At 58.5% G+C, this 25,215-nt stretch carries 24 protein-coding genes; 14 read left to right on the top strand and 10 right to left on the bottom strand.

Annotation, left to right across the window (positions count from 1 at the left end; translation table 11 throughout):
* The first annotated feature begins 22 nt into the window (after nucleotides 1-22).
* The 4 genes from EAV92_RS19320 to EAV92_RS19305 all read left to right on the top strand — a co-directional run bounded on the left by EAV92_RS19320 (nucleotide 23) and on the right by EAV92_RS19305 (nucleotide 4,936).
* Nucleotides 23-730: an ABC transporter ATP-binding protein gene (locus EAV92_RS19320; protein ID WP_206424239.1), complete on the top strand. Its 708-nt coding sequence runs from the start codon at nucleotides 23-25 to the stop codon at nucleotides 728-730.
* Entirely contained in the window at nucleotides 727-3,456 is a 2,730-nt protein-coding gene (locus EAV92_RS19315) for an ABC transporter permease (protein ID WP_123042608.1), read from the top strand. Before EAV92_RS19320 ends, EAV92_RS19315 begins: the two co-directional genes overlap by 4 nt.
* A gap of 194 nt (nucleotides 3,457-3,650) precedes the next feature.
* Nucleotides 3,651-4,379 (top strand): superoxide dismutase family protein, encoded by a 729-nt coding sequence (locus tag EAV92_RS19310; protein WP_241158324.1) that lies wholly within the window; start codon nucleotides 3,651-3,653, stop codon nucleotides 4,377-4,379.
* On the top strand, nucleotides 4,379-4,936 hold the full coding sequence (locus EAV92_RS19305; RefSeq protein ID WP_123042606.1) for a hypothetical protein: 558 nt from the start codon (nucleotides 4,379-4,381) through the stop codon (nucleotides 4,934-4,936). The genes EAV92_RS19310 and EAV92_RS19305 overlap by 1 nt, the downstream gene beginning before the upstream one ends.
* A 52-nt stretch (nucleotides 4,937-4,988) precedes the next feature.
* On the opposite strand, the gene EAV92_RS19300 is transcribed toward EAV92_RS19305, so the two are convergent.
* On the bottom strand, nucleotides 4,989-6,428 hold the full coding sequence (locus EAV92_RS19300; RefSeq protein ID WP_123042605.1) for a magnesium transporter CorA family protein: 1,440 nt from the start codon (nucleotides 6,426-6,428) through the stop codon (nucleotides 4,989-4,991).
* 18 nt (nucleotides 6,429-6,446) lie between these two features.
* Nucleotides 6,447-7,154, bottom strand: coding sequence for a TrkA C-terminal domain-containing protein (locus tag EAV92_RS19295; RefSeq protein WP_241158323.1), 708 nt, complete (start codon nucleotides 7,152-7,154; stop codon nucleotides 6,447-6,449).
* 504 nt (nucleotides 7,155-7,658) lie between these two features.
* Between EAV92_RS19295 and EAV92_RS19290 the strand changes: the two genes are divergently transcribed.
* The 3 genes from EAV92_RS19290 to EAV92_RS19280 all read left to right on the top strand — a co-directional run bounded on the left by EAV92_RS19290 (nucleotide 7,659) and on the right by EAV92_RS19280 (nucleotide 12,344).
* Nucleotides 7,659-9,410: an ABC transporter ATP-binding protein gene (locus tag EAV92_RS19290; RefSeq protein ID WP_123042604.1), complete on the top strand. Its 1,752-nt coding sequence runs from the start codon at nucleotides 7,659-7,661 to the stop codon at nucleotides 9,408-9,410.
* 33 nt (nucleotides 9,411-9,443) lie between these two features.
* Complete coding sequence (locus tag EAV92_RS19285; RefSeq protein ID WP_123042603.1) at nucleotides 9,444-11,462, top strand: ABC transporter ATP-binding protein; 2,019 nt, start codon at nucleotides 9,444-9,446, stop codon at nucleotides 11,460-11,462.
* Nucleotides 11,463-11,534: 72 nt separating this feature from the next.
* Nucleotides 11,535-12,344 carry an alpha/beta fold hydrolase gene (locus tag EAV92_RS19280; protein WP_241158322.1) on the top strand — a complete coding sequence of 270 codons (810 nt, stop codon included), beginning with the start codon at nucleotides 11,535-11,537 and terminating at the stop codon, nucleotides 12,342-12,344.
* 43 nt (nucleotides 12,345-12,387) lie between these two features.
* Here EAV92_RS19280 and EAV92_RS19275 read toward each other — a convergent pair whose 3' ends face one another.
* The 4 genes from EAV92_RS19275 to EAV92_RS19260 all read right to left on the bottom strand — a co-directional run bounded on the left by EAV92_RS19275 (nucleotide 12,388) and on the right by EAV92_RS19260 (nucleotide 16,760).
* The gene (locus tag EAV92_RS19275; protein WP_123042601.1) at nucleotides 12,388-13,203 is read right to left on the bottom strand and encodes a GNAT family N-acetyltransferase; all 816 of its coding nucleotides are present in this window, start codon (nucleotides 13,201-13,203) and stop codon (nucleotides 12,388-12,390) included.
* Nucleotides 13,204-13,501: 298 nt separating this feature from the next.
* Nucleotides 13,502-13,894 (bottom strand): DnaJ family domain-containing protein, encoded by a 393-nt coding sequence (locus EAV92_RS19270; protein WP_123042600.1) that lies wholly within the window; start codon nucleotides 13,892-13,894, stop codon nucleotides 13,502-13,504.
* Nucleotides 13,895-13,944: 50 nt separating this feature from the next.
* Nucleotides 13,945-14,592, bottom strand: a complete 648-nt coding sequence (locus tag EAV92_RS19265; RefSeq protein ID WP_123042599.1) for a response regulator transcription factor — start codon at nucleotides 14,590-14,592, stop codon at nucleotides 13,945-13,947.
* The gene (locus EAV92_RS19260; RefSeq protein WP_123042598.1) at nucleotides 14,589-16,760 is read right to left on the bottom strand and encodes a sensor histidine kinase; all 2,172 of its coding nucleotides are present in this window, start codon (nucleotides 16,758-16,760) and stop codon (nucleotides 14,589-14,591) included. The genes EAV92_RS19265 and EAV92_RS19260 overlap by 4 nt, the downstream gene beginning before the upstream one ends.
* A 190-nt stretch (nucleotides 16,761-16,950) precedes the next feature.
* Between EAV92_RS19260 and EAV92_RS19255 the strand changes: the two genes are divergently transcribed.
* The gene (locus EAV92_RS19255; protein ID WP_123042597.1) at nucleotides 16,951-17,619 is read left to right on the top strand and encodes a hypothetical protein; all 669 of its coding nucleotides are present in this window, start codon (nucleotides 16,951-16,953) and stop codon (nucleotides 17,617-17,619) included.
* Between the two features lie 149 nt (nucleotides 17,620-17,768).
* Here EAV92_RS19255 and EAV92_RS19250 read toward each other — a convergent pair whose 3' ends face one another.
* The gene (locus tag EAV92_RS19250) at nucleotides 17,769-17,924 is read right to left on the bottom strand and encodes a DUF1540 domain-containing protein (RefSeq protein ID WP_123042596.1); all 156 of its coding nucleotides are present in this window, start codon (nucleotides 17,922-17,924) and stop codon (nucleotides 17,769-17,771) included.
* Nucleotides 17,925-18,112: 188 nt separating this feature from the next.
* Here EAV92_RS19250 and EAV92_RS19245 point away from each other — a divergent pair, with 188 nt between their 5' ends.
* From EAV92_RS19245 to EAV92_RS19235, 3 genes are all read left to right on the top strand, one after another.
* A complete protein-coding gene (locus EAV92_RS19245) occupies nucleotides 18,113-19,522 on the top strand; it encodes a DEAD/DEAH box helicase (protein WP_123042595.1) in 1,410 nt (469 codons plus the stop codon).
* A gap of 146 nt (nucleotides 19,523-19,668) precedes the next feature.
* Nucleotides 19,669-20,163 carry a hypothetical protein gene (locus EAV92_RS19240; protein ID WP_123042594.1) on the top strand — a complete coding sequence of 165 codons (495 nt, stop codon included), beginning with the start codon at nucleotides 19,669-19,671 and terminating at the stop codon, nucleotides 20,161-20,163.
* Nucleotides 20,147-20,659 carry a hypothetical protein gene (locus EAV92_RS19235; RefSeq protein ID WP_123042593.1) on the top strand — a complete coding sequence of 171 codons (513 nt, stop codon included), beginning with the start codon at nucleotides 20,147-20,149 and terminating at the stop codon, nucleotides 20,657-20,659. Before EAV92_RS19240 ends, EAV92_RS19235 begins: the two co-directional genes overlap by 17 nt.
* On the opposite strand, the gene EAV92_RS19230 is transcribed toward EAV92_RS19235, so the two are convergent.
* Nucleotides 20,625-21,266 carry a TetR/AcrR family transcriptional regulator gene (locus EAV92_RS19230; protein WP_164472858.1) on the bottom strand — a complete coding sequence of 214 codons (642 nt, stop codon included), beginning with the start codon at nucleotides 21,264-21,266 and terminating at the stop codon, nucleotides 20,625-20,627. The two genes, EAV92_RS19235 and EAV92_RS19230, sit on opposite strands and share 35 nt — an antisense overlap.
* A 180-nt stretch (nucleotides 21,267-21,446) precedes the next feature.
* On the opposite strand from EAV92_RS19230, the gene EAV92_RS19225 reads away from it, so the two are divergent.
* On the top strand, nucleotides 21,447-22,637 hold the full coding sequence (locus EAV92_RS19225) for a YhgE/Pip domain-containing protein (protein ID WP_241158321.1): 1,191 nt from the start codon (nucleotides 21,447-21,449) through the stop codon (nucleotides 22,635-22,637).
* A gap of 73 nt (nucleotides 22,638-22,710) precedes the next feature.
* On the opposite strand, the gene EAV92_RS19220 is transcribed toward EAV92_RS19225, so the two are convergent.
* Nucleotides 22,711-22,905 carry a DUF2524 domain-containing protein gene (locus EAV92_RS19220; RefSeq protein ID WP_123042590.1) on the bottom strand — a complete coding sequence of 65 codons (195 nt, stop codon included), beginning with the start codon at nucleotides 22,903-22,905 and terminating at the stop codon, nucleotides 22,711-22,713.
* A gap of 158 nt (nucleotides 22,906-23,063) precedes the next feature.
* Here EAV92_RS19220 and EAV92_RS19215 point away from each other — a divergent pair, with 158 nt between their 5' ends.
* Both EAV92_RS19215 and rlmH read left to right on the top strand, forming a co-directional pair.
* On the top strand, nucleotides 23,064-23,282 hold the full coding sequence (locus EAV92_RS19215; protein WP_123042589.1) for a YwbE family protein: 219 nt from the start codon (nucleotides 23,064-23,066) through the stop codon (nucleotides 23,280-23,282).
* A complete protein-coding gene (gene rlmH / locus EAV92_RS19210; RefSeq protein WP_123042588.1) occupies nucleotides 23,282-23,761 on the top strand; it encodes a 23S rRNA (pseudouridine(1915)-N(3))-methyltransferase RlmH in 480 nt (159 codons plus the stop codon). Before EAV92_RS19215 ends, rlmH begins: the two co-directional genes overlap by 1 nt.
* A gap of 198 nt (nucleotides 23,762-23,959) precedes the next feature.
* On the opposite strand, the gene EAV92_RS19205 is transcribed toward rlmH, so the two are convergent.
* A complete protein-coding gene (locus EAV92_RS19205) occupies nucleotides 23,960-25,150 on the bottom strand; it encodes an MFS transporter (RefSeq protein WP_123042587.1) in 1,191 nt (396 codons plus the stop codon).
* Nucleotides 25,151-25,215 lie beyond the last annotated feature (65 nt).

Below are 25,215 nucleotides of genomic sequence, written 5' to 3'. Positions count from 1 at the left end.
CTGTAGAGTGGGGGGGTTGGAATTGAGCGCGGAAGCGAATGTGCTCGAAGCCAAGGACATCTGGAAAGTATACGGGGACGGTGATCCGGTCGTTGAAGCGGTTAGAGGCGTGTCCCTGGAGGTGCGCCGGGGCGAAATCGTCGCCATTATGGGGCCGTCCGGGTGCGGGAAAACAACCCTGTTGAACTGTCTCGCGGGCATGGATCCGGTCACAAAGGGCAACATCATGCTCCTTGGCAGGGATCCATCTGCATTGTCCGAACGCGGCAGGGATGCGCTCAGGGCGGAGAGTTTAGGGTTCGTCTTCCAGTTTTATAATCTGGTGCCCGTACTGTCTGCCGCGGAGAACGTCGAGCTGCCGCTGCTGTGCCAGGGAATGCCCCGTGCGGAGGCTCGCCGGCTGGCCCTTCATGCTTTGACGAGAGTCGGCCTGCGGGAGAGGGAAAATCACCGCCCTTCCCAGCTTTCCGGAGGCCAGCAGCAGCGGGTGGCATTGGCTCGCGCCATCGCACACGGACCCAAGCTGATCTTCGCCGACGAGCCGACGGGCGCTCTGGACAGCCAGAGCAACGACATGATCATGGATTTGATCGATCACGTCAATCGCCATGACGGCATTTCCTTCGTCATCGTCACCCATAATCCGAAAGTAGCCGGTTACGCCGGCCGTACGTTGTTCATGGACAGCGGGAAGATCATTTCCGTGCGCCAAAGGACGGGAACGCCGTGAGGCCCTTGCTGCCAATCCTGCTGTTATTACCGCTGATGGTCGTGGCCGTTTATTTCTTTCGGGTCGTCTTTCGCTATCCTCACGTTCGCCGGATGGCGTTTCGGGAGTCCGCGGCGAGCAAAACGACCGCCTTGCTCACGATCTTGGGGCTTGCGGTCGGCACGTCGTTGATCACGATCGTCGTTTCCATCGAATTCATGTTGAAGACGGGTACGGAAAGCCAGCTTCGGCAGCATTTCGGACAGATCGAGTATGAGGTTCCCGCTATCCGTCAGCCGGAGCCGACCCGCTATTATTATTCGCAAGCCGAAATCGACCGGATGCTGCAAGCGGTTAGCGAGCCGGACGATCTGCTGCCTATCGTCTCGTATACCGTCTCCGTGTCCGCAACGCCTGAGGCGGACCCGGCAGGCGACCGGGTCATGCCGAACGTGCTGGTCATTGGGTTGGATCCGGCGCAAGCGGCCCCCTGGCTATCCGCAAGGCAACGTCCGGAGTGGCCGGATCCGTTACCCGCGGACGGCATGATTCTGTCGAGTCCGGTCGCAGAACGTCTTGGTGTTCGAACCGGAGACTATACGGATGTCGTCGATTTGCAGAACCGCAGCCACCGCTTCCGGGTGGCCAAAGTGCTGCCGGAGGACGGGCTGACGGGTTACCCCGGGGTCCAGCAAGCCTCCGCGACCGTGATCGTTGGTTTGCAAAGCGCGAGATCGCTGTTTGAGCTGCCGGACAAAGCCTATACCACGGTTCTCGGCGAAGGTCCGCCGCCCGGCGGTACTTGGCAAGCTGCGGCCGTTCGCTCGGAAGCGGCGGCACGGATGTTTGATTGGACCCGGACGGCATCCTATGTATTTCTGTTTATCAGCCTGAATGCGGTCGCCATGAGCATGATCCTGACGTTCAACCTGCTCAAAATGATGTCGGAGGAGCGGCGGCTCGGTCTGGGCATCTTGCGCACCGTCGGATTCGGGCGAGCGGATCTGAAACGGATCATGCGCGTGGAAGGGCTGATTTACGCGGCCGCGGCTTGCTTGCCGGGTTCGGCGGCCGGCTTGATCCTCGCCCAATGGCTGATCCGGCGCATCGATCTTCTGGGGAGCGGTCAGAGGGGCTTGGCGGGCCAGCTGGATTGGACCGTGGCTGCGCAGGCGGCGCTCATCGGCGGATCCCTCTCGCTCGCGTTCGCGGCCGTCTGTATCTGGATCGTATCGGCCCGGACTTTCTCGGCCTCCCGCATGCGTGCGAGCCGACCGGGTTCGGAAGTAGCGGGAGAACGGAGGAAGGATCATCCTGTATCCGTTCATGCCCTCGTCTCCTGGATCGTCCTTGCCGCGCTCCTCGGCTTCGTGACCATCAGCCAGTTCCCGCAGGTGAGACAGGGCTGGTTCCGGCAGGCGAATATCCTCCTATTGCCGGTCGCGTTATTCATGCTGACGCCCGTTATATCCTACGCCGGGATTCGCTGGATCGAAGGGTTAGGGTACGCAGGGCTGCGCCTGCTGAGGCCGCTTCCCCGCGTTTATGCCATGCTGCACCTAGCCTTGAAGCAGCTGGTGGCGGAACGGGTCCGCGGCGGACTGTCGATCGCGCTGTTTTGCGCCGTATCGGGATTCGTGAGCATGGCGATCGTCATGTCCGGGTACGTGCAATCCATAATGGGGCAGACGGATCCGAGAGATGCGATCGGAGGGTATGACGCGTACGCGGAAGATATTCGGATGATCGATTCCGGGAGGTTTGGAAATCTTTTGGCTTCGGCCGGTTATCCGCAGGGCGAAGCGCCCGTTTCGGCGGCGATTGTCCAGCTGCCCTGGAGCGAATCCGGCAGCTATGCTTACATGGTCAACGGCGTGGATGAAGCCTATGCTTCCACGACCCGGATTCCGGTCAAGGCGACGGGAGGACGCAGCGCAACGGCAGCGGAGTTGTGGCAAGAGTTGGCCGAAAATCCGGATACGGTCATCGTTTCCACGGGAGCGTTGGAGTTTTTGCAAATGGCGAAGTGGGAAGCGAAGGACGGCCATCTCTTATTTTCGATGAATGGGCACAAGTTGAGCAAAAAAATCATCGGCATCGTGGACGAGAAAGAATCCTATTACCCCTTCATGAAAGGGGTGTGGATGAACGCGGAGGAAACAAGGCGCATCGGCGAAGGCTTCAAAACGATGCACTCCATGCTCTTTCTGCGCTTCCCGACCCCGGAGCTTGCCGCCCAATGGCAGACAAAAACCGAATGGGCGTTGGCAAAGGGCAACATTTACCCCTTGAATAGCGCGTCCGAGTCGGAGACTGGATACTACCGCGATATCGGCACGATGCTCGGCATGTTCCGGCAGTTTAATTTGCTCGCCATGGGCATCGGAATGGCCGGCCTTGCGCTCGTTATTTTCCGATCCGCCAAACGAAGAAGAAGTCAGTTGGGAGCGCTTAGGGCAATCGGCATTCCTCCAGGTACGCTCATGATTTATGTATGGGTCGAGGGCTCCGTTACCGGCATTTTCGGAACACTCCTCGGATTTACGTCCGGCGGATATCTTTCTTATACGGTCTGCCTGTCTCAGGTTCAGGAAGGGGCAAATATCGCCGGATTCGGTTTTCCCGTCGCTCCTTCCCTCGTTTTCTTCGGAACGATTGCCGCCCTCATTGCCGTCGTCACGCTGGCCGCCGCCTGGTCGGTTTACCGGGTTTCTCCCGTACGTTCGGCGAAATACTTGATCTCATAGGCTTCTTGATCCACAGGCGACCCGCATCCGCGGGGCGCCTTTTATTGCGTGCGCAGGAAGGCTTTCCTTCACAAGATCTTCGCAATATATTCGCACGCCTTCGACGGAAACCCGGCAGAAAATTCAAACCCGGCCCTTAACATACGAGATGCAAGAATAAGATTCGAATGGATAAGAAACGGGAGGAATTTATCGTGAAAAAATCGGTCAATCTCAAACATGCCGGCGTTGCCTTCTTGTGCGGGTCGTTGTTCTTCTCCGGCCTGGCGGCCGCTCAGCCCAGCGCCATCAGCGTCTCCATGGAAAAGCTGCGTTTTATCGTACACGGTACCGACCGCGCGCCTGCCGACAACAAGTTCGACAATGCCGGACAGCAGGTCCCGGCGTCCATTGTGTACAAGGGAACGACCTATGTCCCGATCCGTTTGGCCGCGGATTTGCTGGACCAACCGGTTCATTGGGACGGAACGACGCAGTCTATATGGCTCGGTGAAGAGGAAGTGCCGCTCGTGAAAGCGGACGGAACCGTGATCGGTCACGCGATGCTGTCGCAGGGAGATAAGGGCGTGAACGTGCACGTAGAGGTGTCCCAACTGACGCCGGGCAAGCACGGGTTCCATCTTCACGAGAAAAACTTTGACAACAACGACTTCAAAACCGCCGGCGGGCACTTCAACCCGGAGAGCCACAAGCACGGGCACGACAATCCGGACGGGTCGCATGCGGGAGATCTGCCCAATATCGAAGTGGGGGCGAACGGAACCGGTCATGCGGAATTCACGCTGGAAGGCTTGACGCTCGATCGGAGCAGCGCCAACTCCGTATGGGGAAAATCCCTCATCATCCATGCCGCGGAAGACGACTATAAGACCGATCCTTCCGGCAATTCCGGCGACCGGATCGCGGGAGGCAATATACGTTAATGTTAGCTAAACTGCGCGTGCTCGGATCGGCTTTAACCGCGGCATTGCCGACGGGTATTCTGTTCGGCATTCTGCTGCGGCTCAACATGAGGATCATCGCGCTTGCCCGACCGGAAATGGCTTCCGGATTCCATTGGTCCAGCACCCTGATGATCATCATGGTCGGTACGGGGATGACCTTAGCCAGCGCCATCGTTTACGCCATCATCGGCAGCCGGCTGCCGGTGCGCCAAGTGCGTAGAGCCGCCGCATACGGTGCCGTCAATCTGCTGCTTTTCGGCGCGCCTTTCCTTCTGTCCAATCCGAGCGGGGAGTTGTTCGGAAGCCAGGCCGCGTTTGGGGTTCCGTTGTTCGCAGCGGGGTTCTTCCTGCAGGGTATGGCGATCGCGGCATTCGCAGGCAAGGTGGAACGCTGGGCGAATTCCCGCCAATCCGGGCGCTTCCGGCTCCTGCAAGCCGCAGGAATCGTTCTGGCTATACCGGCGCTCGTCATGCTGGGCGCAATCGTTTACGAGTACTATACGGAAATGCTGCCGGCCCTCCGCCAGTTATGGTGAGAGAAGGCCATAAGAGAGCCGCGTTCGTCCTTCCTGACGGGCGCGGTCTTCGTTATCTCTGCCTTCTGCGTATCCCGTCTTTGGCCCATTTATACAACACATTCGAAGTCAGCGCCACGGCGACCGCCAAACCGGAGAGCGTAACGGCCAAGGCGATCCATTCGAACAGCGAGTAGCCCCGCACGACGGACCAATGAAGCCCCGTTTTCAAATCGTCGATGACCTGGTTCATCCCGTAAATTCCGCTGACGACGGCGTAAATCGTCAGGATCGTCAGCAAGTAGCCCGACCGCTGCTGGCTCCGCATTTCCTGGTATTTGTACAGGTCGTTCAACGTCTGTTTTACGTCCGTGAACAATTCGTCGTGCCGGTAAACCTTCCGAAGCTGGACGAAAATTTCACGTCCCGCCGTCTGCGCGACGACTTCGACGAAGTTGTATTTGGCGGCATAAGCGGTGATGTCGCGGATCAGCTCGACCGTATGCTCTTCCTTGCGCTCCAATTGGACGTGGGAGTAAGCGTTGGACAATTTCAGCAGGACGATCCGGTGGAAGAGGTTCAGCAGCAGTCCATAGTAATATTCGCCGTACAGACGGCTGGTCAGCGAAGCCGCTTGCGCCTCGGAGTCGTTCGTCAGACAGCAGAAGCAGTTGTCGTCGGTCATGAAATAGGTGTAAGGAGCCCACCGTTCATAACCGTAGCGGGAACAATAATCCTCGATATAAGGCATATGGGTTGCACTGACGGCGGGACGGCCGTGCTCATCGAGCCCGTCTACTCTGGCGGCACGGTACCGGTCAAGCGTCGTGATCTCGGTTCCTTCGGGAAACCGGTAGAAAGCGATCGCGAACATCCTCTCATCCATCAGGAACGGCAGCTCTTCGAAATAGGAGCCTTCCATCGCCGTCATATCCAGGAAGGGCAGCACTTGCGGGACGAGTTCTTGAAACAGAAAGCCGTCGATCTCTTCGTAACGGTTATTTCCGTATTGAACGAAAGTCTCCCGATCCTGCCGGTTCGTGTCCTGCAAGCTGCGGAACCGGTCCGCGAACTCGATCGCTTGCGAGAATGACGGCGTCTCTCCGGAAAGCTCCGCCCTCAGTGTCAAAAACCCCGTATCGAACGGGCAGAGGAACACGTCCAAGGAATGAATGACGAAATCGCGCCGTCCGAGGCGGCTGATCAAGGAAGCCCGTAGGGCCAGCTTTTTGGACAGTCTGCGGAACGACTCGGGATTGTTATCCAGGGGGAACAGCACCTGGTTGGTAAACGGCAGATAGTAGCGCTCCATGTCGCGGTGCGAAATCCGGCGCCCGGGACCGTAGAAAGCGGATTCGAGCGAAGTCTCGTCCAGGCGGAATGGAAGGTACCCGTCCTCGAGCAGCATTTCCCGCAGCGCGCTCTGGCAGCGGTGCTCCAGGGAAAACGGAAAGACGAACTGGAACAGCGCCTCCCGCACCGGTTTGTCTTCGATGGGCATCGGCACCGTCATGGGATCCCCTCCCTCATTTTAAACCAAGCTCTTGGATTCCAGGTCGTGCTTCCTCAAACGCACGCGGTCCTGCAGCTCCTGCCGGAAAACTCGTCCGATTTCCTCCCGGTCGCCATACAGATAGAGTACGTCTCCGGCCTCCAGTCTCGTCGCGGCGCGTTCCCGCCTGATCTGGAGAGTTCCCCGTTTGATGAACAGAAGGTTAATATCGGAATTCGCTTCGCATCGCTCCACGATCGTCTGTCCGACCAGGCCGGAGCGTTCTCCGACCGGAATGTCCACGAACCAGTCCCCTTCATTCTGCAGAAGTACGACCTCAATCGGAAGCTCTTCGATCTCGAAGGTATCCTCCAGCGGTTTATCGAACTTGGCGGCGAGTATCCTTCGTACCGCGGGAACGCGGACGATCGCGAGGAGCAGCGCGAGTCCTGCGGAGATTTCGGCCAAGTGAGTGACTTTAAAGTCGGGCACCAGGATGCTGCTGATCGAAGAGATGATGACCGCGAAGGAGAATACCCCGAACAGGATGAGAAAAATCCCGATCCGCCGGCGAACCGGGTGGCCCAGGATCAATTCGGATTCTTTGGTGGTGAAGCCCGTGCTGGTCATGAGAGACACGACTTGAAACCGCGAAACGTCGTGGTCGAGACCGGTAGACCGCATGAGCACGACGGCGATTTCGATAACCAGGAACACGATCAGGAAATAGTTCAAAATGAAACCCACCGGCGGCCCGCCTCCTTACTCGCGTGGTAACTTCCTTCCTCTGCATTACCCTTTTTCGCACCAATTCCATCCGAGAAGGGTGGACAAGCGTTCGGTAAAAAGTTCATAAAGTTTTCAAGGGAATCCTTGACAGTCTGTGAAACGTGATGATAAAGTGACACATATACTTGATGAACGGAAAGGAGGGTTACGTCCCATGCGGAAAGATACTGTCATGATTGTGCGGATGTCGGGAGTCGGCTTTGGCCATCAACATGGGCGTAACCCTCGCGCGGAGCAAGCGGCGGCTTAAGAACTTTTCGTTCTGAAGACGGCGCAAAGGCGCGTGGTTACGCATCCGTAACCATGCGCCTTTTGTGTTCCTCAGGGAAATGGAGACCCGTGACCGGTAACGGGTTTCCCCACAAAGGCGTATCGCTGGCAACGGCGGTAGGCCTTTTTTGTTCCCAACCGTTCCCATCCAGATGAGAAAATGGTAGACCCGGGAGAGGGGTAGAGAGTTTTATGTTTATCGTTTTGAAGAAACTCGGTTGGTTTTTCCGGCTGCAGTGGAAAAGGTACGCGTCGGCCGTCGTGCTGCTCGCCATCGTCGGGGTGATCGACATCCTGCCGCCGAAGCTGATCGAGTACACGATCGACGGCATCCGAGAAGGCACCTTAACGGCCGGCAGATGGACGGAAGTGGTGCTCTACTGGTTCGCCATCACCGTGGCGAGCTACGGACTGACGTTAATTTGGCTGTACCAGCTGTTCGGAGGTTCGTTCATTCTGGAACGGATGATGCGGTCGCAACTGATGAGGCATTTTCTGAAAATGACGCCGACCTTCTACGAGCGGAACCGTACGGGAGACTTGATGGCGCGGGCAACGAACGACCTGTCGGCCATCTCGATGACGGCCGGGTTCGGCATCCTGACGCTGATCGATTCCACGCTGTTCATGGCGACGCTCCTTATCGTCATGGCCGGCACGATCAGCTGGAAGCTGACGCTGGCGGCGATGATCCCGCTGCCGGTCATCGCCATCGTGCTCAAATATTTCGGGGCCATGATCCACAATCGTTTCACCAAAGCGCAGGACTCCTTCGGCGAATTGAACGACCAGGTGCTGGAATCGGTATCGGGCGTTCGGGTCGTCCGGGCGTTCGTGCAGGAGAAAGCCGACAAGGATCGGTTCCGCGTCAAGACCGATGAAGTGCTGCATAAAAATGTTCAGGTAGCGCGGATTGACTCTTTGTTCGAGCCGGTGATCAAAATTCTGGTCGGGCTTAGCTACCTGATCGGCTTGGTTTACGGGGCTTGGCTGGTGTACCACAACGAAATTACGCTGGGCGAGCTCATCTCGTTCAATATGTACCTGGGCATGCTGATCTGGCCGATGTTCGCCATCGGCGAGCTGATCAACATCATGCAGCGGGGTAACGCCTCGCTCGACCGCATCCATGAGACGCTCGGCGTGAAGCCGGACGTCGCGGATGCCGGAACGCTCAAGAAGGTCGAAGTACCCGATAACATCGTGTTCGATAAGGTTACGTTCCGTTATCCGTCCTCATCCATCGATAACCTGGTCGATATCTCGTTCTCGATCCGCCGCGGGCAAACGCTCGGCATCGTCGGACGGACGGGAAGCGGGAAAACGACGGTGCTGCGCCAGTTGCTGCGGGAGTATCCTCTCGGCAGCGGCGTCATTACCGTAGGCGGCGCGCCGCTCAGCGAGGTTTCGCTGGAGCAGATCCGCGGCTGGCTCGGTTACGTGCCGCAGCAGCCGGTGCTGTTCAGCAAGACGATCCGCGAGAACATCCGGTTCGGCAACGCGGACCGCGAGTTCACCGAGGAAAGGCTGAACCGGGCATTGGAGCTGGCCTCGTTCCGCAAGGACGTCGCGTTCCTGCCGGACGGCCTCGAGACGCTCGTCGGCGAGAAGGGTGTCGCGCTCTCCGGCGGCCAGAAGCAGCGGGTCAGCATCGCGAGGGCGGTCATCGCTGACCCGGAAATCCTGATGCTCGACGACGCGCTGTCGGCGGTAGACGCGAAAACGGAAGTTGAAATCCTGGAAGGCGTCCGCCGGGAACGCGCGGGCAAAACGACGATCATTACGACCCACCGGCTGTCCGCCGTGCAGCATGCGGACTGGATTATCGTCCTGGACGAAGGGCGGGTCGTGGAAGAAGGCACGCATGACCGGCTTCTGGAGCTGGGCGGTTGGTACAAAGAACAATTCGACCGCCAGCAGCTGACGGAGGTGCTCGATGCGTAATAGACGACGAATGGGGATAGAAGGTGAGAGACTGTGAATACGACAGGTATACGGTTGTTTCGATATGCCCTGCTGTACAAAAAGCCGATTCTGGCGGCGCTGCTGCTCCTGGCTCTGGCGGTAAGCGCCGAGCTGGTGGGGCCGATCTACGCGAAGCGGATGATCGACGACCATATCATGGGGATTCAGAAGGTTTGGAACGAAACGCAGAGTCATGACCGATACAGCGTGCCTTATGACGGGAAGCGTTACAAACGCGGCGACCGTCTAGCGGAAGGCGAATCGGCGGGAGCCGCCGCGCGCATCGTGCAGGTAGGAAGGTCTTATTATTTCGTGAATGCCGGTGACTTGGCGGAAGGGACGATGGCCGTCAGCGGCGATATGCTCACGGTGACTCCGTCGCAAGGAAACCCGGTATCTTACCCGGCGGCAAAGCTGACGACCGGAGAAGTGTACTCCTTCTATCAGCCGGAATTCCGCGGCTTGATCCAATTGGCGCTAACCTACTTCGGCTTCCTGGCCGCGGGTTCGGTGCTGGCTTACGGCCAGCGCTACCTGCTTCAGGTTTCGGCGAACCGGATCATCCACCGGATGCGCAACGACGTGTTCTCGCACATCCAACGGCTTCCGGTGCGGTACTTCGATAACTTGCCGGCGGGCAAGGTCGTCGCCCGGGTCACCAACGACACGGAGGCGATTCGCGAGCTGTACGTGAACGTGCTTGCGAACTTCTTCTCCGGCGTTATTTTCATCACGGCCATTCTGGGCGCGCTGTTCGTGCTCGATTGGCACCTGGCGGTCATTTCGCTGCCGGTCGTGCCGATCCTGTACTTCTGGATCGTGATCTACCGCAAATTCGCGGCCAAGTACAACCACGAGATCCGGTCGCGGCTGAGCGACATCAACGCGATCGTCAACGAATCGATCCAGGGGATGCCGATCATCCAGGCGTTCCGCCGCGAGAAACAGACGGAGAACGAGTTCGAAGAGCTTAACAGCAGCTACCTGGGCTTCCGGAACAAGCTGCTGCAGCTGAACTCGATCATGTCGCACAATCTGGTCAACGTTTTCCGGAACTTATTTTTCCTCATCGCCATATGGATTTTCGCGAAAGACTGGCTCGGAGCGGCGATGACCGTCGGGATGCTGTACGCCTTCATCGACTATATCGGGCGGATGATGCAGCCGGTCGTCGGGATCGTCAATCAGCTGGCGAATCTCGAAACGGCGCGCGTATCGGCGGAGCGGGTGTTCGAGCTGCTTGATGAGGAAGGGGTCGACGTTTCGGAGGAGAAGCTGCCGCGCTACCGCGGTGACGTCCGCTTCGACAACGTGTCCTTCGCTTACAAGGAAGGCGAGGACGTGCTGAAGAACATCACGTTCAATGCCCGCCAAGGGGAAACGGTCGCGCTGGTCGGCCATACGGGCTCCGGCAAAAGCTCGATCCTGAACCTGCTGTTCCGGTTCTACGACGTGGAGCGGGGCATCATCTCCATCGACGGGGTCGACGTGCGCGACCTGCCGAAGCAGGAGCTGCGCCAGCACATGGGCATCGTGCTGCAGGATCCGTTCCTGTTCACGGGGACGATCGCGTCGAACGTGAGCCTGGGCGATCCGTCGATTACGCGGGAGAAGGTTGAGCAGGCGCTCAAGGATGTCGGCGCCTACGAGATGTTCCAGCAGCTGCCGCAAGGCATCGACGAGCCGGTGATCGAGAAAGGCAGCACGCTGTCCGCAGGGCAGCGGCAGCTGATCTCGTTCGCGCGGGCGCTCGCCTTCGATCCGGCGATCCTGATCCTGGACGAAGCCACGGCGAGCATCGACACCGAAACGGAAGCGATCATCCAGGCTGCGCTCGACGTGCTGAAGCGGGGACGCACGACGTTCGTCATCGCGCACCGGCTGTCGACGATCCGCTCGGCGGACCAGATCCTCGTGCTCGATCGCGGCAAAATCGTCGAACGCGGCAATCACGACGAGCTCATGCAGCTCGGCGGCAAATACCACGCGATGTACCAGCTTCAGCTGGGCGGCGTGGAAGTGCCTGCATAAGGCGGCACGAGCATGAAACGCCGGCCTTCGGCATACGTTCGAATGAATGGACGTATGCGGAGGTGCGGCGTTTTGCCTTATATCGAGTCGGAGAACGGGGTCTATATCTATGTAGAGGACATCGATCCCGGGATGGGAAAGCCCATCCTGTTCATTCATGGCTGGCCGGTGAACCAGAGGATGTTCGAGTACCAGTTCGACGTGCTTCCCCGGTTCGGCTATCGGTGCATCGCGATGGATTTGCGCGGCTTCGGCAGGTCCAGCAGCCCTTGGACGGGGTATACGTACGACCGGATGTCGGATGATGTACGGGCCGTGGTCGAGGCTTACCGGCTGCGCGATTTCACGCTGGCCGGCTTCTCGGTCGGGGGCGCGATCTCCATCCGCTACATGGCACGGCATGGAGGCTACGGCGTTCGGAAGCTGGGCTTGGTATCGGCTGCCGGACCCGTCTTTACGAAGAGGCCGGATTATCCTTATGGCTTGCCGGTGGAGTCGGTCAATGACTTGCTGCGTCAAACTTTGGCCGATCGGCCGAAGATGCTGGAAGGATTCTCGAAGGATTTCTTCGCCGTTCCGCATAGCGAGCCTTATATGAAATGGTTCGGTGATTTGGGACTGCAGGCGTCCGGGCACGGCACGTACGGCACGCTCGTGGCGCTGCGGGATGAGGACCTTCGCCGCGATCTTCCCCGCATCCGGGTACCGACGGTCATTTTTCATGGAGCGCATGACAAAATCGTCCCGTTCGAATCCGCGCAGGAGATGCACCGCAGCATCGCGGGGTCGCAGCTGTACCGGTTCGAGAAAAGCGGCCACGGTTTGTATTACGATGAGTTGGAGACGTTCAACAGCACGTTTTTGAAGTTCTTGCAGAAGTGAGCAGGCGGATATAAGAAATGCTTGGCCTTGGAGGCCAAGCATTTTATTTTGAGAATTTGATTTCGGCGATCTTACCGCTCTCCACGAACCCGATGTTCCGATAAACCTTGTTCGAGTCCGGATTCTTTGTATCTGCATACAGCATGGGGATCAGCCCCTCTTGGTGTACAATGTCGCATAATTGAGAGACTACGGCGCTTGCGTAGCCTTGCTTCCGTTGCTCCGGCGGCGTGTAGACCGCGTTGATGCGGGCATGGCGGGCGGAACGGTGCGCGATGTTGGCCATCGACACGGGCTCGGGGGAATCGGCGAACAGAAGATATAAGTTGCCCGATTGGATCATGCGTTCTGCCAGAGGGAGTTGACTGGAAGGCTCGGCGGAAGTCCCATAAGCGTCTCGGGCAAATCCTGCGCAAAACTCCGCAAGGGTCTGGGCGTGCTCGAGAGTGGCTTTTTTCAACCATGTGCCGCCTTTTGAGGGCGTCTTTACGACCGGGCAAACGTATGATTCCATGATCAATTCCGTTCGATAAGTTACCTGGCGCGCAAGGGAATAAGTATGGGCGAACTTCCGGGCCAATGCCGACTCTCCGGAAATGCCCGGCAGCTCCACATCCTGAATTCGTTCGATCAGCGCTGTGACGAGAACTTGCGAAAACTGGTCATCCACGTCGTCCGCCATCCATACCCAAGCCTTATGACCTGGAGTTTGAGCGAAGATGAAACGGCCGTCCGTACTTTTCAAACAATAGTTTTGTTCGTTGCCGCAGATCAGATGGATCAAGTTATACGGCACTTCAGCATCCGTGAAAGGCTGCCGGTGCAATATTTCGTCGTCGGGATGCAGAGTGACGAACATAGTATCCATCCTCTTGCCACGATTTTCCCCATCATAGCACGCATTTGGGAGAGTGGGCGCGCTGTAAATCGGATTTGCACAATTAAATCGACATCGCGCCCTCGACGTTCGGCTGCATTTCGAATTCGCCCACTTGCATGGCTAAAATCGACGGCGGAACGCAGGAATGGGGCTCCAAGTGTGCAAAATCCAACTGCTGCGTCAAATCGTCGGCGAAAAGTCCTGCAGTTGTGCAAATTCGAATTAGGCGAGCGCTAATGCAAGAGAAAAGCGGGTACCTCGTACCCGCCTAATCGCATCATTCTGTATTTTCGCCTTCCCGCATCAGCTTCTCTTGAATCTGCCGCTCGTATGCGGTGAACGCGTCCGATACGTGCCAGCCGCGGTCGGACATGAGCGATTGGTAGCGAAGCTTCTTGGCGGATAGTTCGCCCCGCAGCTTCGCGCGCTCGGTTTCGTCCCGGCAAGCCGCCAGCAGATCTTCGAGCGTGACCATATCCTTGCGCAGCTGCATTTCCTCCGGGATCATGCCGGCGTTCTTCAGCAGCTTGAAGCCGATGCGCAGCCCTTCCGGCACCCCTTCGAGGTCATCCGGAGGCAGAGGTTGGCCCTTGCCGGGGAGGTTGTCGAACTCTCCCTTGCGGATCGCTTCGCGGATTTTCTCATCGGCGGCGGAAACTCTCCAGTCCATTCGGTCCGCTCCTTCCGGGCATTCGACTCTATGCTTTCAGCGCCATTGTATCATATGTCTTTGCGCGATTCCCGGGCAAGGCGCATCGCTTCGTGGCGGTCCTGCACCTGGAGCTTGTTGAGGATGTTCGTGATATAGTTGGCGACCGTTTTCCCGCTGATCTCCAGCTTGGAGGAGATGGCCGCGTTGGACAGCCCTTCCGTCATGAGATACAGCACCTCGCGCTCTCGCACGCTCAGCTCCGGGAACATTTCCTCGCTGGCCGCGGGCCGGCTCATGGAGAAATATTCGATCATCCGCGACGCGATGCCGGGGCTGAAAATCGCTTCGCCGTTGCCGACTGCCCGGATCGCCCGCAGCAGCTCGTCTTTGTCCGCGTCCTTGAGGACGTAGCCCTTGGCGCCGCTGCGCATGGCCGTGAACACGGAAGCGTCGTCCTCGAACATGGTGAGGATCAGGATGCGGACGGCGGGGAAGCGGGAGGTGATTTTGCGCGTGATTTCCACGCCGCTCTCTCCCGGCATCCGGATGTCCATCAGCATGACGTCGGGAATCAGCTCGGAGGCCAGCGTCAGCGCCTCTTGGCCGTTGGCAGCTTCCCCGACGACTTCGAGATCCGGAGTCGTAGAGAATAGAGTCCGGACGCCGTGGCGAAACATCGGATGGTCGTCGACGATGACGATTCGCAGGGGATTCATGCGCTTTCGCTCCTTTCACCATTGTCATGGCCCGCTGTCAAGGGCAGCCTGGCCGTCACACGGGCGCCGGCCGGCTCCACATTCTCGACGCGGAAATAGCCGCCCAGCTCTTCCGCCCGTTCACGCATCGACTGGAGGCCGATGCCGCCCGGCCCCAGCCCGCCCGCACGGCGCGAGCCGCCACCGACGCCGATGCCCACGCCGTCGTCCGCGATCTCCAGCGTCAGCGCCGCCTCCGGCTCAAGGATGTACGCGATGCTGACTTCGCACCGCCGAGCGCCGGAATGGCGGATAACGTTGACCATCGCTTCGGTCACGATCCGGAAGGCAGCGACTTCCACCGCGGCGGGGAGCTCGGGCAGCGTCTCGGGAGCGAACAGGCGGAACTCGGTCGGGCCGCCTCCCGCTTGGCCGTCCGGCCTGGCCATCGGGCGGGTGATGTCGTGGATGCGCTCGCGGATCGCATCGATGAGCCCAAGCTCATCTAATGATGGCGGCCGCAGGTCGTGAACGAGCCGCCGGATGTCCGCCACCGAGGAGCGGATGACCGTCTGCAGCTCGGCGAGAATGGCTTTGGTCTTGGCCGGGTCGGACTCGAGCAGCGTCTCGGCGGCCGACGCGGTGAATGCGAGCGCCGCCAGCCGCGGCGCCAGGTCGTCGTGCAGGTTGCCGCGCAGCCTGCGGCGTTCTTCTTCCCGCGCGAGGACGAGCCGTTCGCGGGATTCGCGCAAGTCCTCCGCGGCGCGAATCAGGTCCAGCGAAGCGGTTGCACTCTGTACGACCGCGCCGGCCTGGCGAACCAGCATGTCGAGGAAGCGCCGATCCGACACCGTGAAGGATTCGCCCGCCGAGCGGGGAGCGCACAGCAGCTCGCCGAGCTTCTCGCCGCGGTGCACGAGCGGCAGCCGCAGCGGCTCGCTGGCTGGCTCGCCCTCTTCGGCCACGATCATAGAATCGCCGCCGCCGTCACGAACGATCGACAGCCCCGCGTAGGGAAGTTTGAGCGCGTCCTTGACGGTATGGACGACGACCTTGAGCGCTTCATGGGGCGACAGCGGATTTTCCAATTGGCAGCCCAGCGTGCCGAGTACGGTGAGCGGATCCTCGTTGTCCCCGTAGATCAGGCGGTTGACTTTTCGCTGCAGGAATTCCTTGAGGGGAGAGAACAGGATGGCGATGATGCCGGTCGCGATGAGGGAGGAGATGAGGTTGGAGGCGGACCGGAAAACCGTACCGACATACCACACCCCTACAATATAAACGGCGATCACGAAAAGAGAGAGCGCAACGTAGACGAGCGTCCGGTTGACCAGCGCGTCGATGTCCCACAGCCTGCGCTTAAGCAGGGCGATCGCCAGCGTGAACGGAATCAGCATCATTCCGAAATCGAGCAGCGTCTCCATGCCATAAAGGAACAGGGGATTTCGGTTCAAATCATCCGGTTTGAAGACGAACACCAAGGTGACGCCGATCAGGAACGCAATGCCGCCGAACATGCCGTAGAACGCCCATTTGGCTTGCTGTTTTTCGATGGGATCGAGCACTTTGCGGTAGCGGTGGATTTGCACCGTCAGAAGGCTGACCATCCAGGTCATCGTCCAGATGATATAAAGGTTATGGCCTACGGCTTGAAGGTCAAAGGGAGTACCGGGCAGAAGCGATCGCCCAATCCCCGGAAGGAGCAAGACGATCAGCGCGTACTTCGTCCAACGCGGGGCGAACCGCCCGTTCGGGAAGACGTAATACAGCGTCATGAACGCGGAATAGGACAGAACCTCCAGGATTTTCACGAGCAGGGTGACGGAAGGGTGGGCTTGCAGAAGAAATTGGGAGAGAGAGTTGAACATGTAACCTTGGGTGACTAACGCCACGGACGCGACGGAGCCGACGAACTCCTTGGATTTGTACCGAAAGATCAGCAAGCCTACCGAGATGTAGACGAGACCGAACAAAGTATAGAGGGCCGTGTAGGCGAAGGCGAAAGCCGATGCCGTAAGGCCATGGGATTCCAGCCATTCCGGGGTAGGAGCGGTATCATAAAAGGCGGAGCAAGACGCGAAGCCGACGCAATGGTCCCTTAATTCCACGTAAAACATCGGCACGGAATAGACGAACAGCACGATTCCGCACAAACAGATGAGACCCGCGACCCACCGCCCGATTTTCACAAACGTCCCTCCCTCTTGCCAAAGTATAGCAGGCGCCGTTTCAGCCCGTAAACTCCCGTCTTCTTCCCGAACGTTTTCCCAAAAAGATTTCCCGGCCGCCGGGAATCTCCCGCTCTTCCTGTTGGGAATGCAGGTCCGTGTATGATAGGGACTGCGCCTTAGATGCGCGAGTTAAAGGAGGAGATAATGAATGATCGCATTACCGAAAGGTTATTTGAAATTCGCGGGCTGGACTCTGTTGATCGGGGGAGCGATGGGGGTTGCCGGACAGCTTCTGCATATCGGGGATACCCCGGAAACGCTGGCCGATATTCCGGACTTCGTGAAAGCGGCCGTCAACACGCACGTGCTGCTGGCTTGGGCGTCGATCTTAATCCTGCTCGGGATGCCGGGGATTTTCCTCAGGCAATCGGCGAGGCTGAAAACATGGGGCTGGATCGGGTTTCCGCTGCTGTTCATCGGCATGATCCTTGAAATCTTCCACGGACCGGTCCAAATTCTCGCCTACCCGATTATTTTCGACCACGTGAAAGACTCGGAGACGCTGAAAGTCGTAAACGACCAAATCAACAATCTGATGACGGACCAATATCCGCTGTCGCTGGCCGTGCTGATTCCGCTCATTCCGGGCATTATTCTCGGCATGCTGCTTCTTGGCATCGCGACGCTGCGGGCCCGCGTATTCCCCCGTTGGCTGGGCGTGCTGACATTGGTTGCCCTCGTGATCCTGATCGGCGGGATCGGCGTGCAGACCATCAACGTGTTTCCGGTCATCCATCTGGTTTTCGCCTTGTTCGGCGGCATGCTGGCATTCGGAAAATCGGAGTCCGTATCGGTTGACGCGCAGGTTGCGGCGTAAAGTTGGCGGAAATTGGCGCGCAAGGTGATAATCATTCTCACTATTGGCTACAATAAGTGACGAAGCAAGGAAAAGCGGCTCCGGCCGGTGAGGGCCGAAACCGCCATTCAGGTGTCGCTGGCGCAAGGGTAAGGGACCCTCGCTCCGGATTAGAGCTTCGGTTCGAACGTTTTGCAGTCAGTTTCTTCGGATTGGGAAGCTTGCTTGTTGCGGTTGTTGACGACGTAGATGGACGAGGCGTTGCATTGATTGCCCGGCGCCCAGTACTTGCAGGAATTCACTTCGCAGAGCACGTCTTTGGCCATGTTCGGATTCACCTCCTGGAAATAGGATGGTCGAACGCGACGCGGCTTTATACGTCCAGCCGAACCCGCTTATCCCGCGTTGACGGGAGGGAGCGGGTTTTTGCCATCGGCGGAGGATGCGGGTTGCCTGGATATGGTACGATAGGAAAGGCAGATACAAATGTACGATAACCGGATGAGGTGCTGATATGGCAAGTTTTGAAGAATTAGGAATTGGGGAGGAAAGGGCGGCGCTGCTCCGCAAGATGGGAATCGCGAAGCCGACTCCGATTCAGACGCAAGCGATACCGCCGATCCTGGCGGGGCGGGACGTGATCGGCCAGGCGCAGACGGGCACGGGCAAGACGCTCGCGTTCGTACTGCCGATGCTGGAGCGGCTCGATCCTTCGGCGCCTTACGTACAGGGCTTGATCGTCAGTCCGACGCGTGAGCTGGCGATTCAGATTACGGCGGAAGTGAAGAAGCTGACCGCTGGCACGGATTATCGCGTGCTGGCCGTCTACGGCGGCCAGGACGTCGAAGCGCAGCTGCATAAGCTGCAGAAGAGCATGCACATCATCGTCTGTACGCCGGGGCGGCTGCTCGATCACCTGCGGCGGGAGACGATCGATCTGTCTCGCGTGAAGGTGCTTGTCCTCGACGAGGCGGACCAGATGCTGCACATGGGCTTCTTGAACGAAGTGGAAGAAATCCTGCGGGCCGTTCCGTACCGGCGGCAATCCTTGCTGTTCTCGGCGACGATGCCGGCGAACGTGCGGGGCTTGGCGACCCGGTTCATGGACAAGCCGGAGGAAGTGACGGTGAAAGGCACGCAGGTGACGGTGAAGGACATCCGCCAGTGGGCGGTGGAGACGACAGACCGCGCCAAGCAGTCGGCGCTGTGCAAGCTGATCGACGAGCAGCAGCCTTTCCTGGCGATGATTTTCTGCCGGACGAAGCGGCGGGCCAGCACGCTGAACGAGGCGCTTCAGCAGGCCGGCTACAACTCGGATGAGCTCCACGGCGACTTGTCGCAGGCGAAGCGGGAGCAGGTCATGACCCGGTTCCGCCAGGCCAAGCTTCAGCTTCTCGTCGCGACGGACGTGGCGGCGCGGGGGCTCGACGTGGAGGGCGTCACGCACGTCTATAACTACGACATTCCGCAGGACGTGGACAGCTATATCCACCGGATCGGCCGAACAGGCCGTGCAGGCGCTTCGGGTCTCGCAATCACGTTCGTGGCGCCGCGGGACAAGCCGGAGCTGGCGGATATCGAAAACGCCATCGGCATGGCGATGGAGCGGGTTCGCCTTGACGCCGGAGACGGCGGGGCGACGCGCGAACGCGCCGGCGGCGAAGGACGTGGCAGCCGGTCGCAGCAAGGCGGTCGAGGTGGCAATCGCGCCGGCGGCGGTGGAGGGAGACCGCAGCAAGGCGGTGGACGCGGCGGGCGTCCGCAGCAGGATAACCGCGGCGGAGGACGCAGTAACCGCGGAGGCGAAAGCGGCGGCCGGGGACACGGCGGCGGTCCGCAAGGCGGCAAGCCGCAGGGCAGAGGCCCGGGGGGCGGCAGCGGCAAAAAGTCGCCGATCCGCTCGTTGCGCAACAAATCCCGTTGAGTCGATTAAAACGTAAAGCCGGCAACCGCGTTCATGAGCGGTGCCGGCTTTTTTGCCATGTTAAAGGCTTTGCCGAATAAGAATTTCCAAAGCGGAAAAACCTGTATTAAAACTTGCGGCAAGCAAGCGGTGGAGGGGATGCAGAAATGATCATTGCGGTCGCGGTCATGGCTGTGCTCTGCTTAGGCGCTCTGATCTCTCTCCGCTGGATGCAGCATACCTTCCTGCTGCTGGAGAAGATCGTTTACTATATGGCCGCCGCAACTTCCATTCAGCAGCTGCACTCGGTCGTTCCCGACAATTTCAAGCTTTTTGAAATCGCCGACACCGCTTCCGCTTTCACGATCTTCAAACTCAGCCAGCTCGTCTTGTTTCCGCTCCTCACGGTGTGGCTTCTCTATGGGCTGTTTCGTTTGCGGGACCACTATTTTCTCAAAATTCTGCTTTCTGCGGCATGGGTTCTTCTTCTAACGGGGCTTTACGGCCTGTACGAAAGGTTAGGCGTCATGGAATTCACCGGATGGAAAACGAAGCATGCCATCGTCATGTGGCTGGCAGTACTGGCCGAAACGGCGCTCTTCTGCGTATGGTTCCGGATGCTGCTGAGAAAGAGTGGGAACCGCGATGCTGTATCCTCCTGAACGTTTCGATCTCAACGAATGGTTCTCGCTGCTGTCCGGCATCGTCGTTTTCGCCGCCGCCCTCTTGCTTCCCAAACGGTTTTCCGCCGTTCTGACCACCGTCTTCGTCATGTTCACGTTGTTCATTTCGCAGACGGTGGACGCATTGATCGCGGTCGAACCCGTTAACTTATACGATGTCAGCGACACGTCCAAATATGAAATTATGGACGCCTTCATCTATTATTTCGTTTATCCGCCGACGACCTACCTGTTCTTGTACTTCTACGATAGATGGAAGCCGGGAGGTTGGCGCCGAGTCCTCTACGTTGCGGGCGGTTCCTTCGTTTCCGTCGTGTTGGAGGGCCTTGCCCACTGGGTTCGCGTGTATACCTATAAAGGCTGGAACCTCGGCTATTCCTTGTGTGTTTATCTGGTCGTGTATGCCCTATACGTGTGGATATACCACTTGATGATCAAGCTCATGGACCGCCAAGGAATCCGGACGCGACGATAGGACCTTGGCCGACGAGGCGGGTCATGATCACCGCGATATCGCGGGGCGACTGCCGCTTGCCGGATTCGAACCAATGCTGGATGAGGCCGATGTTGGCCGATGACATGTAAGCCAAAATATAATCCATCGGAATCCCGAAGGTATCCACGCGCTCCGGCGGTGCGGCACCTACGACTTTGCTGTAGATTTTGTCTTTCATCATTTCTTTGACGCGGGGTGCGAAAGACGGGTCGCCTTTGGGCCCCAGAATGGCTTTGCAGAAGTCGGCATGGCGGCTCCAATATTCGAAAATGGTCAATAACGCCGGGTAGGCCTCGTTGCGATGCGCATATTCGACGAGCTCGAGGAAATCCATCTTCGTCGCGAGAGAGGCGAGACCTTCCAAAATCTCGGTCTGCAGCTGTTCAAGCAGATCGTACACGTCCTTGTAATGGAGATAGAAGGTTCCCCGGTTGATCTCGGCGCGCGAGGTCAGGTCGCTGACCGTAATGCCTTCAAGACCCTTCTCCTCGATGAGTTCCACCAAAGCTTGGCGAAGCAGTTTTCGGGTTCTAAGCGTTCTGCGGTCGGCGGATGGCTTGTCGGCGTTGGGGGTATGGTCGGTCATGAGGGAGCCCGCTTTCTCCATTTTTTTGGAAATATCCGACACTTTGAAGGAGAAGTGTTGAATATTGAACATATTCGGAAGCAACTGATGATTGCCGTTCTCTTCTCCATCATTATAATTAACAGCGTGACCATTAATCAACAGCGTGTTCATTATTTAATGGGGTGAAGAGACATGAAAATGTTCGTTCAACAAAAGTTCGTCCGGATCGCGGTCATCGCGGTGACTGTGGTGCTCATGGTTTTCGGGCTGGCGATGATGGGGTCGGTGCTCGGGGCGAAGCCGCAGGGACTCCCGATCGCGCTGGTCGTACTCGACAAGCCGGCTGAACTGCCGACAGGAGGGGAGCTGGCTGCGGGCGGGATGGTAAAAGAGAAAGTGACGGGGCTCGCTCAGCTTCCGGTGAAATGGAAAGTGCTCGGGACGGAAGGGGAAGCGGCGGCTGCGATGGATCGCCAAGAGGTGTACGGCGCGCTCGTGCTGCCGGCGGATTTCAGCGCGGGACTGCTGTCGATCCAATCGCCGGAGCCGAAACCGTCAACGGTGAAGTTGTATTATAACGAGGGCATGAGCGCCCAAGGCGTGGCTGCGGCGAAATCCATCCTGCAGCAAGTCGCGAAAAACGTCTCGGCCGAATTGTCCGCGCAGCTTCTTGAGCAGGTCGGACAGCGCGTTCAGCAAATTTCGGTCGGTTCGGTGCATGCGCTGCTGGCGCCTTTCGGCACGCAAGAGATTTCCGTACATCCGGTAGGCAGCAATAACGGAGGCGGAAGCGCGCCGAACATGCTGACGCAGATTATTTGGATGGGCTGCCTGGTCATGAGCGTGCTGCTGTTCTTCGCTTCGAAGGCGGCGACTGTTCACGGCGGCCGACGGAGTGCCGTGGCGGGGCAAACCGTCATCGGACTGGCGCTTGCGGCGGGAGCTTCCGGCTTCCTCGTCTGGATGGCCCATTCCTGGTACGGGATGGAGATCGCCGATCAGTCGACGACATGGCTGTTCTTGTGGTTGGCGGCGTCTGCATTCTTCCTGATGCAGACCGCGTTGTTCAACTGGATCGGCATTCCGGCGGTGGCGATCCTCGTGCTCCTGCTGTTCTTCTCGCTGCCGGTCCTCAATCTGGCGCCTGAGTTTATGCCGCAGGCTACTCAGGATTGGCTGTACTCCTGGACGCCATTCCGGTATGTCGCTTCGGGATTGCGCAACCTGATGTATTTCGGCGGCGAGCACGGTATGGGATTGTCTTACGGCGTGCTGTGGGGCATTGCCGGGGTGAGCTTGGCCGCGGTGTTGGCGTCGGCGCTTCGCAAGGGGCGTGTGCAGTTTGCGGCTGGGGGATCGGCTGGTGCGGCTCCGGCACAAGCACGGTAATATTTTCGAATGAAGCAAAAACGGCCTTTTCGCCTTGGGTGGCGGAAGAGGCCGTTTTTGTTTGGACTTGCGGCTAGGTGATGGACGAAGGGTTGATACTGCATTTGTTCAGGATGAAGTTGATCTGGTTTTCGAGACGGTTGATCGTTTCCTGCGACTGCTGATCTTCGCCGCCACGGCCCCGCAGCTCCGCGAGCTCCTGTTTGAGCTGGTGAAGGTCTTCTCCCGCGTGGGAGCAGTCGTAGTCGCTTTCGAGATTGCTGAGCATGCTGCGCATCCTCCATTCTGTCTTCGCTGTCGGTAAAGCGGACGGTTGCCTCATCCTATTATGGAGGATAACGGGCAACTTATTCGGCGTTTGGTCGAGGAAGCGGCGTGTGCTAACATTAGGGCAATGAGCTTGAAGAAACGGGGAGATAAACGGTTATGGCAGGAAGCGGGAAAATCCGGAACGACGTGCGTCCGGGCCTGGAAGTGGACATCGTGTTAAAAAAAGACCAGCGGACCGGCGCTTTGACGCGCGGGATCGTGAAGGATTTGCTGACCAACTCGCCGACGCATCCGCATGGCATCAAGGTGCGGCTGCAGGATGGACAAGTCGGGCGCGTGCAGAATATCATCGGGCCGAGCGGAGGCAACGGCTAATGCAGATCCAAGTTGTCTGTGTCGGGAAGCTGAAGGAAAAGTATTGGACGGACGGTATCGCGGAATACGCCAAACGGCTGGGCCCTTACGCGCGGCTAGACATCCGCGAGCTTCCGGACGAGAAAACGCCGGACTCGATGAGTCCGGCGGAGGAAGAGATGGTGCGCACGCGCGAGGGCGAGCGTATCCTGGCGGCGCTGAAGCCGGACGCGCACGTGATCGCGCTCGCGATCGACGGCGAGACGTGGTCGAGCGAGCAGCTCGCCGCGCATCTGGAGAAGCAAGCCGTGTACGGCGGCGGCTCCGTCGCCTTCGTCATCGGCGGCTCGCTCGGTCTGTCGCCGGCGGTGCTGTCGCGGGCGGACAAGCGCCTGAGCTTCGGCCGCATGACCTACCCGCATCAGTTGATGCGGGTTATTCTGCTGGAGCAGATTTATCGCGCGTTCAAGATCAATCGGGGAGAACCTTATCACAAGTAACGGCGAATTGTTGCTAAATATAGTTGCGTTTCGTGCCAAACCGATCGGATAACCATCCCGCCACCGGAAAAATCACGTCGAGTATTGCCAAGATAATTAAACATTTGGTTGGCGCAGTCCTTTGTGCCAGATCCTTAAAGCATGAGCAGCTCTCCGGCGGAATATAGCCGTTGAAGGGCTTCTCTTATTTGCTTTAGCTTAAGTTGCGGAAGCCGATCCCGTGCCTGAACGAACCTCTTTTCTCCCGAAGATGCCGCCCAACATGAACGTTCCGAGCGAGAGTGCCATGCAGACCGCGGAGAAGATACCGATCGACGAATAGCCGCCGAACTGGACATAGAGCAAGCCGGCAACCCACGCGCCGAACGTGTTCGCGCCATTCATCGTCGAGTTGGCCAGACTGGAGATCGTTCCCCGGATGGAAGCGTTAAGCGAGGTAAGCGCACCCATAACGATCGGGAAGACGATCCCGAGCGTCGTGAAAATGATCAGATAGACGATTCTCACGCTAATGACGCTCGTAAGTTGGGGCACGACCGCGTACAACGCTACGAGCAGCACCATACCTGTCGCAATCGTGTTCGCATTGCTTAGTTTTCGAGAGAAATACGAGCTGATCATGCTTCCGAACAGATTGCCGAAGCCGAGGAAGATCATGACGGTGCCGATTTGCCCGACGGGGAGCTCGAAGCGATCGGCCATCCACTTGCCTAAGAAGGCGAACGAGGTACCAACGGCCAAGTGAAGGAGCAGGTAGGCGAGGAAGCCGCTCCTCGCTTTGCCGCTCGTGATCAGGGGGACATATCGGCTAAGGATCGACTTCCGCTCGCCCTTGTTCGCGGCTGGCTTCATGTCGGGCAGCAAGAAGTAGGCGAAGACGACGAGCAACAACGAAGATATTCCGATCGTCCAGAACGGAACGGACCAGTTCGAGTTCGCAAGCCAGCTACCGATCGGCACGCCAAGCGCTTGGGATGCGGCGAGTCCCGAGAAGGCGATGCCCATTGTCTTCGTTATTTTGGCTGGAGCTACGACGGTGGGGATGGAAGCCCACACCTGCGGCGCGGTGAACGCCGCGCTTATGCCGGCAAGGAAACGGAACAGGCACATCGTCCAGAAGCTGTCTGCAAATCCGCATAGAGCCGTCGAGATGGAGAATCCGAGTAAGCCGCATATCAGAACGGTTCTCCGGTTCCAGCCGTCGGACAGAGGCCCGGCGATTAAGGCGAAGACGGCCGAGCTGAGCGTGTAGGCGCCTAGCATCCATCCGGCGACCCCCGTCGACACGCCGAATTGCTCTTGCAACGTCGGGAGCAAGGGAGAAATAATGAACGTATCGGTTCCGATCATGAACATGATGAGAAAGAAGAGTACGGTATACTTACTCACGGTCGATCACTCCTATTGGTTAGTGTTGCTTGCTGTCAATATTCTAAGGCATAATAGTGACAGAA

This window comes from Cohnella candidum, from assembly GCF_003713065.1.
Taxonomy (GTDB): domain Bacteria; phylum Bacillota; class Bacilli; order Paenibacillales; family Paenibacillaceae; genus Cohnella; species Cohnella candidum.
The sequence above is the reverse complement of the archived record's forward strand: the minus strand, read 5'-3'. Positions and strand labels throughout refer to the sequence as shown.

What these genes read in the sequence shown, in the direction of transcription:
- EAV92_RS19225 (WP_241158321.1), top strand. Translation starts at nt 21,447, where the DNA reads ATGTTCGTTCAACAAAAGTTCGTCCGGATCGCGGTCATCGCGGTGACT.
- EAV92_RS19300 (WP_123042605.1), bottom strand. Translation starts at nt 6,428, where the DNA reads ATGACGGTGCCGATGCCCATCGAAGACAAACCGGTGCGGGAGGCGCTG.
- EAV92_RS19250 (WP_123042596.1), bottom strand. Translation starts at nt 17,924, where the DNA reads ATGGCCAAAGACGTGCTCTGCGAAGTGAATTCCTGCAAGTACTGGGCG.
- EAV92_RS19245 (WP_123042595.1), top strand. Translation starts at nt 18,113, where the DNA reads ATGGCAAGTTTTGAAGAATTAGGAATTGGGGAGGAAAGGGCGGCGCTG.
- EAV92_RS19275 (WP_123042601.1), bottom strand. Translation starts at nt 13,203, where the DNA reads ATGTTCGTCACTCTGCATCCCGACGACGAAATATTGCACCGGCAGCCT.
- EAV92_RS19255 (WP_123042597.1), top strand. Translation starts at nt 16,951, where the DNA reads ATGATCGCATTACCGAAAGGTTATTTGAAATTCGCGGGCTGGACTCTG.
- EAV92_RS19240 (WP_123042594.1), top strand. Translation starts at nt 19,669, where the DNA reads ATGATCATTGCGGTCGCGGTCATGGCTGTGCTCTGCTTAGGCGCTCTG.
- rlmH (WP_123042588.1), top strand. Translation starts at nt 23,282, where the DNA reads ATGCAGATCCAAGTTGTCTGTGTCGGGAAGCTGAAGGAAAAGTATTGG.
- EAV92_RS19220 (WP_123042590.1), bottom strand. Translation starts at nt 22,905, where the DNA reads ATGCTCAGCAATCTCGAAAGCGACTACGACTGCTCCCACGCGGGAGAA.
- EAV92_RS19305 (WP_123042606.1), top strand. Translation starts at nt 4,379, where the DNA reads ATGTTAGCTAAACTGCGCGTGCTCGGATCGGCTTTAACCGCGGCATTG.
- EAV92_RS19290 (WP_123042604.1), top strand. Translation starts at nt 7,659, where the DNA reads ATGTTTATCGTTTTGAAGAAACTCGGTTGGTTTTTCCGGCTGCAGTGG.
- EAV92_RS19235 (WP_123042593.1), top strand. Translation starts at nt 20,147, where the DNA reads ATGCTGTATCCTCCTGAACGTTTCGATCTCAACGAATGGTTCTCGCTG.
- EAV92_RS19215 (WP_123042589.1), top strand. Translation starts at nt 23,064, where the DNA reads ATGGCAGGAAGCGGGAAAATCCGGAACGACGTGCGTCCGGGCCTGGAA.
- EAV92_RS19230 (WP_164472858.1), bottom strand. Translation starts at nt 21,266, where the DNA reads ATGACCGACCATACCCCCAACGCCGACAAGCCATCCGCCGACCGCAGA.
- EAV92_RS19270 (WP_123042600.1), bottom strand. Translation starts at nt 13,894, where the DNA reads ATGGACTGGAGAGTTTCCGCCGCCGATGAGAAAATCCGCGAAGCGATC.
- EAV92_RS19265 (WP_123042599.1), bottom strand. Translation starts at nt 14,592, where the DNA reads ATGAATCCCCTGCGAATCGTCATCGTCGACGACCATCCGATGTTTCGC.